We start from the raw sequence: 16,970 nt of genomic DNA, 5'->3' as shown, positions 1-16,970 counted from the left end.
CTGCCTCATGCCACCCCCTCCATGCGGGCGAGCGTCGCCAGCAATCGGTCCAGCTGCTCGCCCGTGTGGGCGGCGCTCAGGGTGAAGCGCAGGCGCGCCGTGCCGGCAGGTACGGTAGGTGGCCGGATCGCAGGCACCCATAGGCCCTGCCGTTCCAGTGCAGCCGACAGGTGCAAGGCCTCCTCATTGCTGCCGACGATCAGCGGCTGAATGGCAGTCGACGACTCAGGCAGGCTCCAGTGCGCATGTCCGAACAGCAAGGCCCACAGTCCCTCGCGCAAGCGCCCGATCATGGCCTGCAGATGCGCACGGCGGGCGGCGCCCTCTTCCGACTCGACCAGCGCCATCGACGCCAGCAGCACATGCGCCAGCGCCGGCGGCATGCCGGTGGTGTAGATATAGGGCCGCGCACGCTGTACCAGCCAGTCGATGATGGTGGCATGGGCCACCACCACGGCGCCCGCCACTCCCATGGCCTTGCCCAGCGTTCCCATCCAGATCAGGCGTTCGCTGTGCAGGCCGAAATGCTCCAGACTGCCGTGGCCCTGCGTGCCCAGCACTCCCAGGCCATGCGCATCGTCGATCACCAGCCAGGCGTCGTAGGCCTCGGCCAGCCGCAGCAGCCCCGGCAGATCGGCCACATCCCCGTCCATGCTGAAAACGGCATCGGTCACGATCAGACGAATGGGTGTCGTGCAGCGCTGCAGCAGGCGCTCCAGCTGTTCGAGCTGCCCATGCGGATAACGGCGCATCTCGGCCTGCGCCAGCAAGCCGCCGTCGATGAGCGAGGCATGGTTCAGCTTGTCGGCAAAAATGGTCGCATCACTGCCGCCCAGTGCCGTCATCAGCGCCATGTTGGCCATGAAACCACTGCCGAACAGCAAGGCCTGCGCCTCGGGGATATGGGCCTGCTGCCAGCGCGCAAATGCAGTTTCCACGTCTTCGTGCACCTGCATGTGGCCGCTGACCAGATGCGAGGCACCCGCGCCCACGCCCCAGCGCGCAGCGCCTTCGGCCAGCGCCTGGATCAGGGCAGGATGCTGCGCCAGACCGAGATAGTCATTGCTGCAGAAGGACAGCAGCGGCTGCTGCTGCCCTGACAGACGCTGCTCCGGGCCGCACGGAGTCTGCACAACGCGTCGGCGCCGCTGCAGGCCCTCGGCAGCCAGACGATCCAGTTCTTCCCGCAAATGGGCAATCAGCATGCGGACTCCATCAGTTTTCTCCACGCAAGCGTGCCAGCAAGGCTTGCGCTTGCGCCAGTGCAGCGGCGTCGGGAAATTGAATGGCCAGCACCTTCTGCCGGCCTGCCGCGCCATGCAGCAGGTCGACCTGCTTGCGCACCACGCCAAAGGTTTCCGCCGCCCAGGCAATCAGCGCCTCGTTGGCCTTGCCATCCACAGGTGGTGCGCCCAGGCGCACCCGCAGGGCATCCCCATACAGGCCCGCCGCCTCGGTGCGCTTGGCGCCCGGCGTGGCGTGAATGGAGATTTTCAGAACAAATGACATGCAGATTCAACAGCTTGCATCAACAAACAGCCGTGCGCACTGGCGGATGGCCTGCCGCCCCCATGCACAGGCACATCAACCCAGCAGATCCGAGGCAACCACGCGCTGCACACCGGCAGCGTCCATATCGGCCCAGGCCTTGGCCAGCGATCCATTCAGGTCGATGGCGCGGCAGGCATCCTCGATGACGGTGACGGAAAATCCGGCCTTGCGCGCATCCAGCGCACTCCAGGCCACGCAGTAGTCGGTTGCCAGGCCACATAGGTACAGCTGGCGAATGCCGCGCGCCTGCAGATAGGCAGCGAGTCCGGTGGTCGTCGTGCGGTCTGCCTCGACAAAGGCCGAGTAGCTGTCCACCTCACGATGGAAGCCCTTGCGGATGATGAGCTGCGCCTGCGTGAGCTGCAGATCGGGATGCAGTTCGGCATCCTGTGTGCCCTGCACGCAATGCACGGGCCAGAGCACCTGCTCGCCATAGGGAAGCATGATGGTGTCGAACGGCTGGCGTCCGGCATGATTGGCCGCAAAGGACACATGATCGGCCGGATGCCAGTCCTGCGTGATCACGGCATTGGCAAACAGCGGCGCAATGCGGTTGATGACGGGAACAATGGCGTCGCCATCGGCCACCGGCAGGCCGCCTCCGGGCATGAAGCCATTCTGGGCATCCACCACCAGCAGACAGCAGCTTTCATCAATGCGGGCTTGAGCATGGTTCATGACCCGGTCTCCTCCTCACACATCCGGCACGGCACAAAAACAAATGGCCGGCGCTCACGCGCCGGCCACCAAGGGCTACAGCTTACTCGAATTCAACGATCGGCTGGTCCACCCACAGGCTTTCGCCTTCCTTGGCCATGATGGCCTTCACCACGCCGTCGGCGGTGGCGAACAGGATGTTTTCCATCTTCATGGCTTCGATCACGGCAACGCGCTCGCCCGCCTGGACCTTCTGGCCGGGCTGCACCGCGATGTTGACCAGCAGCCCGGGCATCGGGGACAGCACGTACTTGCTCATGTCCGGCGGTGCCTTGTAGGGCATCAGCTTGTGCAATTCGGCAGTGCGCGGGTGCATCACCACGGCGTCGATCTGGGAGCCGTTGTGGGTCACGCGGATGGCCAGCGGGTTCTTGTGGTTGCCACGTTCCATCTGCAGCACGAAGGGCTCGCCGTTCACCATGCCGGTGATGCGGGACTCGCCCAGCATGTACTCGGCCAGCACCTCGTACGTGCGCTCGCCTTCGGGCGTGTGCACGGTCACGGTGCTGGGCTTGCCCAGTTCCACTTCGCCCAGGGTCACGGTGGAGTACAGGTTGTCACCATCCTTGCCCAGCGTGCAGACCACGAACTCGCGGCTAGGCAGGCGCTTGTAGCCTTCCCAGAACTGGCCCTGCAGGCCTTGCGCACGGTTGCGGTACCACATGTGCAGGCGCGCAGCCATGGCCACCATGAAGTACGGGTCGGAGTGCGGCACGTCTTCGGAACGGAAGCCGTCGGCGTAGTTCTCCGCGATGAAGCCGGTGTTGAAATCGCCGCTCACGAACTTGGGATGCGCCAGCAGCGCGGCCTGGAACGGGATGTTGCTCTGCACACCCTTGATCACGAAGCCGTTCAGGGCTTCGCGCATGCGGGCGATGGCGTCATTACGATCCGTACCGTGCACGATGAGCTTGGCGATCATCGAGTCGTAGTACATGGAGATCTCGCCGCCGTCGACCACGCCGGTATCCACACGCACGCCGTGCTCGGTCGTGGCTTCACCCTGGAACAGGTTCTGCTCCGGCGGCACGAAACGCACCAGACGGCCGGTAGAGGGCAGGAAGTTGCGGAAGGGATCCTCGGCGTTGATACGGCACTCGATGGCCCAGCCTTCCTTCTTCACGTCAGCCTGGGTCACGGACAGCTTTTCGCCGGCAGCCACGCGGATCATCTGCTCGACCAGGTCGAGACCGGTAATCAACTCGGTGACGGGGTGCTCCACCTGCAGGCGGGTGTTCATTTCCAGGAAGTAGAAGTCCTGGTTCTTGCCCACCACGAATTCCACCGTACCGGCGGACTGGTATTTCACGGCCTTGGCCAGAGCCACGGCCTGCTCGCCCATGGCCTTGCGGGTTTCGTCGCTGATGAAGGGAGACGGAGCTTCCTCGATCACCTTCTGGTGACGGCGCTGGATCGAGCACTCGCGCTCGTTCAGGTAGATCACGTTGCCGAAGCTGTCGCCCAGCACCTGGATCTCGATGTGGCGCGGCTGCTCGACGAACTTCTCGATGAAGACGCGGTCGTCGCCGAAGCTGTTGCGGGCTTCGTTACGGCAGGAGGCGAAACCTTCGTGCGCTTCCTTGTCGTTGAAGGCCACGCGCAGGCCCTTGCCACCGCCGCCGGCGGAGGCCTTGATCATCACCGGGTAGCCGATGCCCTTGGCAATCTCGACGGCCTGCTCGGGCGTCTCGATCGGATCGTTGTAGCCGGGGATGGTGTTGACCTTGGCTTCGTTGGCCAGCTTCTTGGAAGCAATCTTGTCGCCCATGGCGGCAATGGCCTCAAACTTGGGACCGATGAAGGCAATGCCCTCTTCCTCGCAGCGGCGGGCAAAAGCCTCGTTCTCGCTCAGGAAGCCGTAGCCGGGGTGGATACCCTGGGCACCGGTGGCCTTGGCAGCCTCGATGATCTTGTCAGCCAGCAGGTAGGACTCGCGGGAAGGCGGCGGGCCCAGGCGCACGGCCTCGTCGGCCATCTGCACGAAGCGCGCGTCCTTGTCGGCGTCGGAATACACCGCCACTGTGGCGATGCCCATTTTCTTGGCGGTAGCGATCACACGGCAGGCGATCTCACCGCGGTTCGCAATCAGGATTTTGGTAAACATGAAGTGCTCTTCCAATAATGAATTCGAAACGGTTCGCGGTCAGGCCGTGATCACAGCGGGATGTTGCCGTGCTTGCGCCACGGGTTTTCCAGCTTCTTGTCCTTGAGCATGGCCAGGCTGCGGCAGATGCGCTTGCGCGTTTCGTGCGGCTGGATCACGTCGTCGATAAAGCCACGGGCGCCGGCCACGAACGGGTTGGCGAAACGGGCCTTATACTCGGCTTCCTTGGCAGCCAGCTTCTCGGGGTCATTCTTGTCTTCGCGGAAGATGATCTCCACCGCGCCCTTGGCACCCATCACCGCAATCTCGGCGTTGGGCCATGCCAGGTTGACGTCACCACGCAGGTGCTTGGAGGACATCACGTCATACGCGCCGCCATAGGCCTTGCGGGTAATGACGGTGATCTTCGGCACCGTGCACTCGGCGTAGGCGTACAGCAGCTTGGCGCCGTGCTTGATGATGCCGCCGTATTCCTGGCTGGTACCGGGCATGAAGCCGGGCACGTCGACGAAGGTCACGACCGGAATGTTGAAGGCATCGCAGAAGCGCACGAAACGCGCACCCTTGATGGAGCTCTTGATGTCCAGGCAGCCGGCCAGCACCAGCGGCTGGTTGGCCACGATACCGACCACGTTGCCGTCCATGCGGGCGAAGCCGATCACGATGTTGGCGGCGTAGTCAGGCTGCAGTTCGAAGAATTCGCCATCGTCCACGGTCTTGACGATGAGTTCCTTCATGTCGTAGGGCTTGTTGGCGTTGTCCGGAACCAGGGTATCCAGGCTCTTGTCGGCGCGATCGACCGGATCCAGCGTCGGGCGGTAGGGAGCCTTCTCGCGGTTGTTGGACGGGATGTAGTTGTACAGGCGACGCAGCATCAGCAGGGCTTCGACGTCGTTCTCGAAGGCCAGGTCGGCCACACCGCTCTTGCTGGTGTGCGTCACGGCACCGCCCAGCTCTTCGGCCGTCACGGACTCGTGCGTCACGGTCTTGACCACTTCGGGGCCGGTCACGAACATGTAGGAGCTGTCCTTGACCATGAAAATGAAGTCGGTCATGGCGGGAGAGTACACCGCACCACCAGCGCAGGGGCCCATGATCATGGAGATCTGCGGCACCACGCCGGAAGCCATCACGTTGCGCTGGAACACTTCGGCATAGCCGGCCAGGGAAGCAACGCCTTCCTGGATACGGGCACCGCCGGAGTCGTTCAGGCCGATCACCGGAGCGCCAACCTTCATGGCCTGGTCCATCAGCTTGCAGATCTTCTCTGCATGGGCTTCGGACAGCGCACCACCGAACACGGTGAAGTCCTGGCTGAACACGAACACCAGACGGCCGTTGATGGTGCCGTAGCCGGTCACCACCCCGTCACCTGGGATGTGGTTCTCGTCCATGCCGAAGTCGGCACAGCGGTGCTCGACGAACATGTCCCATTCCTCGAAGCTGCCACTGTCTAGCAGCACCTCGATGCGCTCACGTGCGGTCAGCTTGCCCTTCTTGTGCTGGGCGTCGATACGCTTCTGGCCGCCGCCCAGGCGGGCCGCAGCACGCTTCTGTTCGAGTTGTTCAAGGATTTCTTTCATCACAAGTCCTTCTGAAAGGTTGCATTAACTAAATACCAAAACCGTTTGGCGCCCGCCTGTTGGCGAACGCCGCAAATTTCTGCGCTTACAGCCCCGTCTGGCCCTGGAACGCCTGCAGCAACTGCCGTGCGGCCGTGGAGGCTGCAATCTTGCCGTCGCGCACCTGCTCGGTGAACTGCGGCAGGCTGTCGCGCACGCCTGCGTTCTGACGGAACGCCTGCTTGAGGCCGGCATCGATGCGTTCCCACATCCATGCCAGCGACTGATCCTGGCGCCGCTGAGCGATATGGCCATTGTCGGCGTTGATCTGGCGGTACTCCTGCACCGTATTCCAGAAATTATCCACCCCGCTGCCCTGCAAGGCACTGATCTGGAGCACCTTGGGCTGCCATTGTGCCTTCTGGCTGGCAGCATCGTGTGCGCCATGCTCGGGATTGCCGTGCATGGCAAAGAGGCGCAGGCTCGAGGTGATCTGTGCCTGCGCGCGCGTGGCGGCCACCGGGTCGATGTCCGCCTTGTTGATGACGACGAGGTCGGCCATCTCCATCACGCCCTTCTTGATCGCCTGCAGGTCGTCGCCCGCATTGGGCAACTGCAGCACCACGAACATGTCGGTCATGTTGGCAACGGCGGTTTCGCTCTGGCCCACACCCACGGTCTCGATGATGACCACGTCATAGCCGGCGGCTTCGCACACCAGCATGGCTTCGCGTGTCTTCTCGGCAACGCCACCGAGGTTGCAGCTGCTCGGGCTCGGGCGGATATAGGCATCCTGCTCCATGCTCAGTCGCTCCATGCGGGTCTTGTCACCCAGGATGGAGCCGCCGGACAGGCTGGAGGACGGGTCGATGGCCAGCACGGCCACTTTCAGGCCCTGCCGGATCAGGTAGATGCCGAGGGACTCGATGAAGGTCGACTTGCCGACGCCGGGAACGCCGCTCAGGCCCAGACGGAAGGATTTTCCGGTATGGGGCAGCAAGGCGGTCAGCAGTTCGTCGGCCAGCACGCGATGGTCGGGGCGCGTCGATTCGAGCAGGGTGATGGCCTTGGCCACACCGCGTCGTTCGCTGCGCACCACGCTTTCCGCCATCTGCGGGACATTGATTTGCATGAACTCTCTTGTGCAGAAACTAGGTGGCAAGAAGCCAGGCAAACGCCTGGCCGCGCAAGAAAGCCGGGCAGCAGGAGCTGCCCGCTTTCAACATCAGGCGTTCGCCTTCTTGATCTGTTCCAGCACGTCCTTGGCGCTGGCCGGAATCGGCGTGCCGGGGCCGTAGACGCCCTTCACACCGGCTTCGAACAGGTAGTCATAGTCCTGGCGAGGAATCACGCCGCCCACGAACACCACGATGTCGTCGGCGCCCTGGTCCTTCAGGGCCTTGATGATGGCGGGCACCAGCGTCTTGTGGCCGGCAGCCAGCGTGGACACGCCCACGGCGTGCACGTCGTTCTCGATGGCCTGGCGGGCGCACTCTTCCGGGGTCTGGAACAGCGGGCCGATGTCCACGTCGAAGCCCAGGTCGGCAAAGGCGGTGGACACCACCTTGGCGCCACGGTCGTGACCGTCCTGGCCCAGCTTGGCGATCATCACGCGCGGACGACGGCCCTGCTGTTCGGCGAATTCGGCGATTTCGGACTTCAGTTTTTCCCAGCCTTCGGCGGAGTCATAAGCAGCTGCGTACACACCAGTCACCTTTTGCGTATCCGCACGATGGCGGCCAAACACTTTCTCGAGCGCATCGCTGATCTCGCCACCGGTGGCGCGCAGGCGTGCAGCCTTGATGGACAGATCCAGCAGGTTGCCCTGGCCGGATTCGGCAGCGGCAGTCAGCGCGTCCAGCGCAGCCTGCACGGCTGCATTGTCACGCGAGGCCTTGATCTGGTTGATGCGGGCGATCTGCGCCTCGCGCACCTTGACGTTGTCGACTTCCAGGATGTCGACGTTGTCTTCCTTGGCCAGCTTGTACTTATTGACGCCGACGATGACATCCTTGCCGGAGTCGATGCGCGCCTGCTTCTCGGCAGCGGCGGCCTCGATCTTCAGCTTGGCCCAGCCGCTGTCCACGGCCTTGGTCATGCCGCCCATGGCGTCCACCTCTTCGATGATCTTCCAGGCAGCATCGGCCATTTCCTGGGTCAGCTTTTCCATCATGTAGGAACCGGCCCAGGGGTCGATCACGTTGGTGATGTGGGTTTCTTCCTGGATGATCAGCTGCGTGTTGCGCGCGATGCGGGCCGAGAATTCGGTCGGCAGGGCAATGGCTTCGTCCAGTGCGTTGGTGTGCAGCGACTGGGTGCCGCCGAACACGGCTGCCATGGCTTCGATCGTGGTACGCACCACGTTGTTGTATGGGTCCTGCTCGGTGAGCGACCAGCCGGAAGTCTGGCAGTGCGTACGCAGCATCAGGCTCTTCGGGTTCTTGGGATTGAACTCCTTCATGATGCGGCACCACAGCAGGCGGGCTGCACGCATCTTGGCAATCTCCAGGTAGAAGTTCATGCCGATGGCCCAGAAGAAGGACAGGCGGCCGGCGAAGGCGTCCACGTCCATGCCCTTGGCCAGGGCCGTCTTCACATACTCCTTGCCATCCGCCAGCGTGAAGGCCAGCTCCAGCGCCTGGTTGGCGCCCGCTTCCTGCATGTGGTAGCCGGAGATCGAGATCGAGTTGAACTTGGGCATGTTCTGGCTCGTGTACTCGATGATGTCGCCGATGATCTTCATCGACGGCTGCGGCGGGTAGATGTAGGTGTTGCGGACCATGAACTCCTTGAGGATGTCGTTCTGGATGGTGCCGCTCAGCTTGTCCTGAGACACGCCCTGCTCTTCGGCGGCTACCACGTAGCCGGCCAGCACGGGCAGCACAGCGCCGTTCATGGTCATGGAAACGGAGACCTTGTCGAGCGGGATGCCGTCGAACAGGATCTTCATGTCTTCGACGCTGTCGATGGCCACGCCGGCCTTGCCCACGTCGCCGGTGACGCGCGGATGGTCGGAGTCATAGCCGCGGTGCGTGGCCAGGTCGAAGGCCACGGACACGCCCTGGCCGCCGGCAGCCAGTGCCTTGCGGTAGAACGCGTTGGATTCTTCTGCGGTGGAGAAGCCGGCGTACTGGCGGATAGTCCAGGGGCGCACGGCGTACATGGTGGCCTGCGGGCCGCGCAGGAAGGGCTCGAAACCCGGCAGCGTGTTGGCGTAGGGCAGATCCTTGATGTCCTCCGCCGTGTACAGCGGCTTGACCGTCATGTGGTCGGGGGTGATCCAGTTCAGCGCATTGACATCGCCGCCGGGTGCCGACTTGGTTGCGGCCTTGTGCCAGTCTTCCAGCGTGCTGCTGGCGAAGACGGGGGCTTGGGAGGAGGTTTGCTCTGACGATGCCATAACGACGTTCCTTCTGGTACTAAATCTAAGGGCCCTGTTTCTGCTGTCCCTGACCGCATGGCGAAAGCGCAATGCTTCCCCGGCCAGATGCAGCTGGCACAAACGGGCATAGCACAACCGCAGCCCGCGTTTACCCGCATGACTGCACGCCTGTGCATATGCTACCCGTCCGTACCAAGGGCAACAATTCATAATTATGAATGCAAAATCCTGCGTCGCGCTTACAATCCGGCCGTAACAGTCACCAATTTCACATTTGCATGCAGAGCCCTACCCGCCCCCTCCAGCGCCCGGGTGCCGATATCCGGCCGGGCTCGGCACGCCCCCTCTACGCGGAAGTCGCGGATCTGCTGCGTCAGCGCATTCTGCAGCAGCAATTGATGCCGGGAGCGTGGATCGATGAAATGAAGCTGGCCGAGGAAATGGGCATCAGCCGCACGCCCATGCGCGAGGCCATCAAGGTGCTGGCAGCCGAAGGCATGGTCACCATCAAGGTGCGGCGTGGTGCCTATGTAACGGAAATACCGGAAGACGAGGTGCGCGAGATCTACCACCTGCTGGGTCTGCTGGAGGCGGACGCCGCCGCAGATGTGGCACGCTCGGCGTCGGAATCGGAACTGCAGCAACTTACGCGACTGCACAACCAGCTGGAAACGCTGGGCTACAAGCTCGTCGTGCTGCCGGGCGATACCACGCTGATCGACCAGTTCTTTGCCACCAACCAGGCTTTTCACCAGTTTCTGCTGGATGCCAGCCGCAACCGCTGGCGCACGCAGATCGTGAATGACCTGCGCAAGGTGATGCAATTGGGCCGCCACCACTCCCTGTTCAAGCAGGGGCGTGTGCAGCAGTCCATGGACGAGCATGCCGCCATCCTGCGCGCCCTGCTGGCGCGCGACCCGGAGGCGGCAGCGCAAGCCATGCGCACGCACTTTGCGCAAGGCCTGCAGGCGATCGGCTGAGCGGCCTGCGCCGCTCCTCCTTGCTTCTGATCAGGGATACAGGCCGCGCATTTCACGCGCCTGCAGGATGCGCGTACAGGCCACGATGAAGGCCGCGGTGCGCAGACTCACCTTGTGCTCACGCGCCGTCTGGGCCACCGACTTGTAGGCGTCACGCATGATGCGTGTCAGGCGCTGGTTGATCTCGTCCTCGTTCCAGAAGAAGTTGGAGAAATCCTGCACCCACTCGAAGTAGGACACCGTCACGCCGCCGGCGTTGGCCAGCACGTCGGGCACCATGAATACGCCGTTCTCCTGCAGGATGTCATCCGCCTCGGGAGTGGTCGGGCCGTTGGCGCCTTCCACCACGACCTTGGCACGCACGGAGCCGGCGTTGCCAGCGTTCAGCTGGCCTTCCAGCGCAGCGGGGATCAGGAATTCGCATTCCAGCGCCCAGAACTCTTCCGGCGAAATGTTGGTGGCAGCAAAACCTTCCAGGCTGCCGTGTTGCGCCACATGCGCCAGTGCGGCAGGAATGTCCAGACCCTCTTCGGCATGGATCGTGGCCTTGTGATCCTGCAGCGCGATCACCTTGGCACCCGCTTCATGGAACAGGCGGGCCGCCGTACCGCCCACGTTGCCGGCACCCTGTACCACCACGCGCGCGCCCTTGAGCTCCATGCCCAGATCGTGCGCTGCTTCGCAGGTGACCACGAACACGCCGCGGCCGGTGGCATCGCGGCGGCCCAGGCTGCCGCCCAGGGAAATCGGCTTGCCGGTGACCACGCCGGTGGCGGTTTCGCCCAGGTTGACGGAATAGGTATCCATCATCCAGGCCATGACCTGTTCGTTGGTGTTGACGTCGGGCGCGGGGATGTCCTTGCTGGGGCCGATGATGATCCCGATCTCGCTGGTGTAGCGGCGCGTCAGGCGTTCCAGTTCACCGCGGGACAGCTGACGCGGATCGACGCGGATGCCGCCCTTCGCGCCACCATAAGGCACGTTGACTGCCGCGTTCTTGATCGACATCCAGGCCGACAGCGCCATCACCTCGGACAGGGTCACGTCCTGGTGAAAACGCACCCCGCCCTTGCCGGGACCACGGGAAATATTGTGCTGCACGCGATAGCCTTCGAAGTGCATGATGCGACCGTCATCCATTTCGATCGGCACATCCACCACCAGAATCCGCTTCGGCCTCTTGAGCGTCTCCACCCATCGCGACAAATGCCCCAGGTACGGCGTGACACGATCAACCTGGCGCAGGTAGGTATCCCAGGGCCCCAGATGTGCGGGGTCCAGATAGGAAGGCAGCGCATGGGTGGTCTGGGCGGAACTTTGTTCTGTCATTGGACTGAATCTCCTTGTATGTAACACCCTCTCGTGAAGGGCCACGTCAGTATGCCAAAGCGATTTGCGCAAATCCACACTTTCAGGGCAATGGGCCCTGCGGCATTGGGGACATCGTCGGGGCGGCGTGATGCCCTCCCGACCGATAGAATCTCCCCATGGCAATTCCGCACGGCTTCATCCAGGATCTGCTCGCCCGCGTCGATGTGGTCGAGGTGGTGGGCCGCTACGTGCAATTGCGCAAGACGGGCGCCAACTTCCTCGGCCTGTGCCCGTTTCACGGGGAGAAATCGCCCTCTTTCACCGTCAGCCCGACCAAGCAGTTCTACCATTGCTTCGGCTGCGGCAAGAACGGGGATGCCATCCGTTTCCTGATGGAACACAACGGCATGAGCTTCGTCGAAGCCGTGCAGGATCTGGCACAGCAGCACGGCCTGCAGGTGCCGGATGACCACGCCAGCCCGGAAGAGCGCGCCCGCGCCGCCGAACGCAAGCAGAAGCAGGCCACGCTCACCGACGTGCTGGAAAAGGCCTGCGAGGATTACCGCAAGCAGCTGCGCACAGCCCAGGTCGCCATTGACTACCTCAAGCAGCGCGGACTGACCGGCCGCATTGCGGCCCGTTTCGGCCTGGGCTATGCACCCCACGGCTGGCACCATCTGGCCAGCGTGTTTCCCGATTACACCGACCGCCTGCTGGAAGAAGCCGGGCTGGTGATCCGGCACGACAAGGATGGCGAGGACAAGCGCTACGACCGTTTTCGCGACCGCATCATGTTTCCCATCCGTAACGTCAAGGGCGAATGCATCGGTTTTGGCGGACGCGTGCTGGGGGACGACAAGCCCAAGTACCTGAACTCGCCGGAAACGCCCGTATTCAGCAAGGGGCGCGAGCTGTACGGCCTGTTCGAAGCCCGCGATGCGTTGCGCGAACAGGGTTTTGCTCTGGTGACCGAAGGCTATATGGACGTGGTGGCGTTGGCCCAGCTGGGTTTTGCGAATGCCGTGGCCACACTGGGCACGGCCTGCACACCCGATCATGTGCACAAGCTGTTCCGCTATACCGATCAGGTGGTGTTCAGTTTCGATGGCGACAACGCCGGACGCCGCGCAGCGCACAAGGCGCTGGTCGCCGCCCTGCCCTATGCCACGGATACGCGCAGCATCAAGTTCCTGTTCCTGCCGCCCGAGCATGACCCGGACAGCTACATCCGCGCGCATGGCACCGAAGACTTTGCCGCCCTGATCAAGCAGGCCACGCCGCTCAGCGTGTTCCTGCAGCAGGTGGGCAGCGAGGATTGCGATCTGGATTCTGCCGAGGGCCGCGCGCGCATGGCCAGCCAGACACGGCCGCTGTGGCAGGCCTTGCCTGAAGGCGCGCTGCGCAGTCAGCTGCTTGCGGAACTGGCTGCCAAGACGCAGCTGCAGGTGGACGAATTGCGTTCGCTATGGCAGACACAGGCCGCCCACGCCAGCCCTGCGCCACGCCGACAGGAGGAATCGTCCCGCCCGCCGGAATTCGTGGGCGATTACGGTGCACCGATGCCACCGCCGGAACCGGAATGGCTGCAGGGTGGCTGGGAGCCGGCAAAACCTGCACGACGCCAGGGGACCTGGACGCCGAATCGTGGCGGTGGGCGTCGCACCGGCAACTGGAATCGCAATCCGGTGCCGCCTGCGCCCCGTGCACGTGTGCGGCCAACCAGCGGCGCCGATCACGCCTTGCGCCTGCTGCTGCTGCATATGCCCTTGTGGGAATCGCTCTCGGCAGAGAACCACGCCCTGCTCTGCAGCCTGCCGGCGCCCCATGGCCCGCTGTTCGTCTGGCTGGACAGCCAGTATCAGGAGCATGGCGCCCTCGCCTGGGGTACGCTGGAACAGGCGCTGCTGCAGGCGCCGTTCGGGGATACGGGACTGAATCTGGTACGACAGTACCAGGCGCTGGGGCTTCCGCCCGAACTGCAGGAAGTCCGGGTGGACCTGCGCTCGGCCTTGCGCGGCCTGCAGATGGAAGACCTGAAGCGACAGGAAACGCTGGCGGCGCAGGAAGGCGATCTGGAGCGCATGCGGCAGTTGCAGCAGCAGCGCGCCGCTCTGGCCGCTACGCTGGGGCCGGCAGAGCCGGATTAAGGATCCACTGCCGGCTCCTCCGGATTCCGTTCGCCACAGTTTGTCACCAGGGCAGACGACACACGCTCGCCTTGGTCGGTCGGTCGGTCGGTCGGTCGGTCGGTCGGTCGGTCGGTCGGTCGGTCGGTCCAGAATTATGCGCCAGCCTCCTGCTCCGGAGCGGCATCAGCCTCCAGCCGCAGGAAATTCTGGCGGTAATACACCAGTTCGTCGATCGACTCCTCCACATCCGCCAGCGCCGTGTGCTTCTGGTGCTTCTTGAAGGCGGCGTGCAGCTCCGGACGCCAGCGGCGCGCCAGCTCCTTGAGCGTGCTCACATCCAGGTTGCGGTAGTGGAAGTACGCCTCCAGCTTGGGCATGTACTTGACGAGAAAGCGCCGGTCCTGACCGATGGTATTGCCGCACATGGGCGACTTGGACTTGCTGACGTATTTCTTGATGAAGGCCAGCAGTTCCTTTTCCGCATCGGCTTCGGTGGTGGTGCTTGCCTTGACCTTCTCGGTCAGGCCGCTGCGCCCGTGGGTGCCCGTGTTCCAGGCGTCCATGGCCTTGAGCAAGGCGTCTTCCTGGTGAATCACCACCACGGGGCCCGGCACGCGGATGGACAGGTCCGGACTGGTGATGATCACGGCAATCTCGAGCAGACGCTCCTTTTCGGGATCCAGGCCGGACATCTCGCAATCGAGCCAGATCAGGTTGTCATCGTTCTTGGGCAGGTGAGGCGGCGCCTCGGCCGGGGTTGCGGCAGCATCAACAGCAGGCAGGTGGTCGGATTTCATCCCCGTATTGTCTCGCAAGCCGGCGCTATTTCGGCGGGAAGGATTGGCAATGCGGACCGGAAACGACGCCATCCTGCGCATACGCCGCCAACGGTTTGATACGCGCCGCCCGCCTGCCGCCCGTTACACTTGCGGGCATGGATGCCCAACTCTTCGATATCAGCTACCTGAACCTGTTTACCGGCCTGTTTGTTGTCGTGCTGCTGGCCGGTATGCTGGTGCGCTTCTGGCTGGCCGGTCGCCAGATGCGCCATGTGGCCTGGCGCCGCGAGCATGTGCCGGAAGCCTTTGCCGGCGTGATCAGCCAGGCCGCCCACCAGAAGGCTGCCGCCTACACCATCGCCAAGAACCAGTTCGACCTGTGGAGTTCCGTCTATTCGGCTGCCATCCTGATCGGCTGGACGCTGCTTGGCGGTCTGGGGCTGCTCAACTACACCCTGCTGGAGCGCATCGAACACCCCATGTGGCAGCAGCTGTCACTGCTGGCGGTCTTCTTTCTCATCAACGGCCTGCTGGAACTACCCCTCGGCTGGTTCCAGACCTTCCGGCTGGAGGAACGTTTCGGTTTCAACAAGAGCACCATCGGCCTGTGGCTGGGTGACATCGTCAAGGGCACCGTGATGGCCGCCGTCATCGGCCTGCCGCTGGCCGCCCTGTTCCTGTGGCTGATGCAGGAGGCCGGCAGCCTGTGGTGGCTGTGGGCCTGGGCCATCTGGGTAGTGTTCAACCTGCTGCTGATGGTGATCTTCCCCACCTTCATCGCGCCACTGTTCAACAAGTTCAAGCCGCTGGAAGATGGCGAACTGGCGCAGCGCGTGCAGCAGCTGATGCAGCGCTGCGGCTTCAATGCCAAGGGCCTGTTCGTGATGGACGGCAGCAAGCGCAGCGCGCATGCCAACGCCTACTTCACCGGCCTGGGCCATTCCAAGCGCGTGGTGTTCTTCGATACCCTGCTGGCGCGCCTGCAACCGGACGAAGTGGAGGCCGTGCTGGCGCACGAGCTGGGCCACTTCCACTTCCGCCATATTGCCAAGCGCCTGATCGCCATGTTTGCGCTGAGCCTGGCGGCGTTTGCCCTGCTGGGCTGGCTCTACAACCAGGTGTGGTTCTACACCGGCCTGGGCGTGGTGCCCAACATGATGTCACCCAATGCCGCGCTGGCACTGATCCTGTTCATGCTGGTGACGCCGGTGTTCGGCTACTTCCTGTCGCCGCTAATGGCGCAGCTGTCGCGCAAACATGAATTCGAGGCCGATGCCTACGCCGTGCGCCAGACGGGCAACAAGGCCCTGCCGGACGCCCTGCTCAAGCTGTACGAGGACAATGCTTCCACCCTCACGCCGGACCCGCTCTACGTGAAGTGGTACTACTCGCACCCGCCGGCCAGCGAGCGGCTGGCGCGCATGGCGCAGGCGGCCTGACACCATGGCCCGCCCCTCGCGCCAGCGCAACGCGCCCAGCACCGCCACCGCCCTGCAGCAAGGACTGGTGGTCTCCAGCCACGGCCGCCACAGCGTGATCGAATGTCCGGACGGCAGCCGGCGCATCGTGCATCCGCGCGGCAAGAAGAACCAGGCCGTGGTGGGCGACCGCATCGCCTGGGCCGCCCAGCCCGAGGGCCAGGGCGACGATGGCACCATCGAGCGCGTGGAGGAGCGCCGCAACCTGTTCTACCGGCAGGACGAAATGCGCACCAAGGCCTTTGCCGCCAATATCGACCAGGTGCTGGTCTGGCTGGCGGCCGAACCGGAGTTTTCGCACAAGCTGCTGGCCCGCGCGCTGATCGCCGCAGAAGCCGCGCATATTCCACCGCTGATCGTGCTGAACAAGTCCGATCTGGGTGAGCTGCATGCCCGTGGCTGGGAGCGGCTCGCGCCCTACCGGGCCATGGGCTATCCGGTGCTGGGGCTCTCTCTGGCCGATGCGGAACATCATCCTAACGATGCTGCGCTGCAGGCGTTACGACAGGCCCTGCACGGCAAGGCCACGCTGGTGCTGGGCCCCTCGGGCACCGGCAAGAGCACGCTGATCAACTGGCTGCTGCCCGGCGCCAATGTGCAGACGGGCGAAATCTCGCAGGCGCTCAACTCGGGCAAGCACACCACCACCAGCACGCACTGGTACTGGATCGACCGCGACAGCCAGACGGCGGTGATCGACTCTCCGGGCTTCCAGGAATTCGGCCTGCACCATGTGCAGCCCACCGATCTGGCCAGCTACATGCCCGATTTGCGCCAGCATGTGGCGCAATGCAAGTTCTACAACTGCACGCACCTGCATGAGCCGGGATGCGGAGTGCTGGCACAGGTGGGTGCTCCGCTGGCAGAAGGCGGCGTGCACCCGCTGCGGCACAAGTTCTATGCGGAGCTGTTTGCCGAACGGGTGGCAGACGAGCGCTACTGAACTGACCGGAAACGCGCAGTCAGTTCGAGTGTTC

The 16,970-nt window shown here is 63.7% G+C and carries 13 protein-coding genes; 4 read left to right on the top strand and 9 right to left on the bottom strand.

All coding sequences use genetic code 11. The features are described 5' to 3' along the window. Positions 1–5 precede the first annotated feature (5 nt). The 7 genes from bioF to scpA all read right to left on the bottom strand — a co-directional run bounded on the left by bioF (position 6) and on the right by scpA (position 9,334). Positions 6–1,205: an 8-amino-7-oxononanoate synthase gene (gene bioF, locus BMW28_RS08260; protein WP_091816484.1), complete on the bottom strand. Its 1,200-nt coding sequence runs from the start codon at positions 1,203–1,205 to the stop codon at positions 6–8. Positions 1,206–1,215: 10 nt separating this feature from the next. Beyond that, positions 1,216–1,509, bottom strand: coding sequence for a DUF167 domain-containing protein (locus BMW28_RS08255; RefSeq protein ID WP_091816482.1), 294 nt, complete (start codon positions 1,507–1,509; stop codon positions 1,216–1,218). A 75-nt stretch (positions 1,510–1,584) separates the two neighbouring features. Further along, positions 1,585–2,229, bottom strand: a complete 645-nt coding sequence (pncA, locus tag BMW28_RS08250; RefSeq protein ID WP_091816479.1) for a bifunctional nicotinamidase/pyrazinamidase — start codon at positions 2,227–2,229, stop codon at positions 1,585–1,587. 82 nt (positions 2,230–2,311) lie between these two features. Continuing rightward, positions 2,312–4,372, bottom strand: a complete 2,061-nt coding sequence (locus BMW28_RS08245; protein ID WP_091816629.1) for an acetyl-CoA carboxylase biotin carboxylase subunit — start codon at positions 4,370–4,372, stop codon at positions 2,312–2,314. A 50-nt stretch (positions 4,373–4,422) separates the two neighbouring features. Then, positions 4,423–5,955, bottom strand: a complete 1,533-nt coding sequence (locus BMW28_RS08240) for an acyl-CoA carboxylase subunit beta (RefSeq protein WP_091816477.1) — start codon at positions 5,953–5,955, stop codon at positions 4,423–4,425. An 85-nt stretch (positions 5,956–6,040) separates the two neighbouring features. After that, positions 6,041–7,066, bottom strand: a complete 1,026-nt coding sequence (meaB, locus tag BMW28_RS08235) for a methylmalonyl Co-A mutase-associated GTPase MeaB (protein WP_091816475.1) — start codon at positions 7,064–7,066, stop codon at positions 6,041–6,043. A gap of 93 nt (positions 7,067–7,159) precedes the next feature. Next, positions 7,160–9,334: a methylmalonyl-CoA mutase gene (gene scpA, locus BMW28_RS08230; protein ID WP_091816472.1), complete on the bottom strand. Its 2,175-nt coding sequence runs from the start codon at positions 9,332–9,334 to the stop codon at positions 7,160–7,162. A 260-nt stretch (positions 9,335–9,594) separates the two neighbouring features. On the opposite strand from scpA, the gene BMW28_RS08225 reads away from it, so the two are divergent. Next, positions 9,595–10,296: a GntR family transcriptional regulator gene (locus tag BMW28_RS08225; RefSeq protein WP_091816469.1), complete on the top strand. Its 702-nt coding sequence runs from the start codon at positions 9,595–9,597 to the stop codon at positions 10,294–10,296. A 30-nt stretch (positions 10,297–10,326) separates the two neighbouring features. Here BMW28_RS08225 and BMW28_RS08220 read toward each other — a convergent pair whose 3' ends face one another. Beyond that, positions 10,327–11,625: a Glu/Leu/Phe/Val family dehydrogenase gene (locus BMW28_RS08220; protein WP_091816466.1), complete on the bottom strand. Its 1,299-nt coding sequence runs from the start codon at positions 11,623–11,625 to the stop codon at positions 10,327–10,329. A 158-nt stretch (positions 11,626–11,783) separates the two neighbouring features. Here BMW28_RS08220 and dnaG point away from each other — a divergent pair, with 158 nt between their 5' ends. Continuing rightward, on the top strand, positions 11,784–13,754 hold the full coding sequence (dnaG, locus tag BMW28_RS08215) for a DNA primase (protein WP_091816463.1): 1,971 nt from the start codon (positions 11,784–11,786) through the stop codon (positions 13,752–13,754). Between the two features lie 134 nt (positions 13,755–13,888). Here the strand turns inward: dnaG and orn are convergent, their stop codons facing one another. Then, on the bottom strand, positions 13,889–14,533 hold the full coding sequence (gene orn, locus BMW28_RS08210; RefSeq protein WP_091816460.1) for an oligoribonuclease: 645 nt from the start codon (positions 14,531–14,533) through the stop codon (positions 13,889–13,891). A gap of 137 nt (positions 14,534–14,670) precedes the next feature. Here orn and BMW28_RS08205 point away from each other — a divergent pair, with 137 nt between their 5' ends. Continuing rightward, positions 14,671–15,954 carry a M48 family metallopeptidase gene (locus tag BMW28_RS08205; RefSeq protein WP_200785762.1) on the top strand — a complete coding sequence of 428 codons (1,284 nt, stop codon included), beginning with the start codon at positions 14,671–14,673 and terminating at the stop codon, positions 15,952–15,954. 4 nt (positions 15,955–15,958) lie between these two features. Then, the gene (gene rsgA, locus BMW28_RS08200; RefSeq protein ID WP_091816458.1) at positions 15,959–16,936 is read left to right on the top strand and encodes a ribosome small subunit-dependent GTPase A; all 978 of its coding nucleotides are present in this window, start codon (positions 15,959–15,961) and stop codon (positions 16,934–16,936) included. The last annotated feature ends 34 nt before the right edge of the window (positions 16,937–16,970 follow it).

The sequence above is a fragment of the Allobrachymonas denitrificans DSM 15123 genome, assembly GCF_900110225.1.
In the GTDB taxonomy this organism is placed as follows: Bacteria; Pseudomonadota; Gammaproteobacteria; order Burkholderiales; family Burkholderiaceae_C; genus Brachymonas; species Brachymonas denitrificans.
The sequence above is the reverse complement of the archived record's forward strand: the minus strand, read 5'-3'. Positions and strand labels throughout refer to the sequence as shown.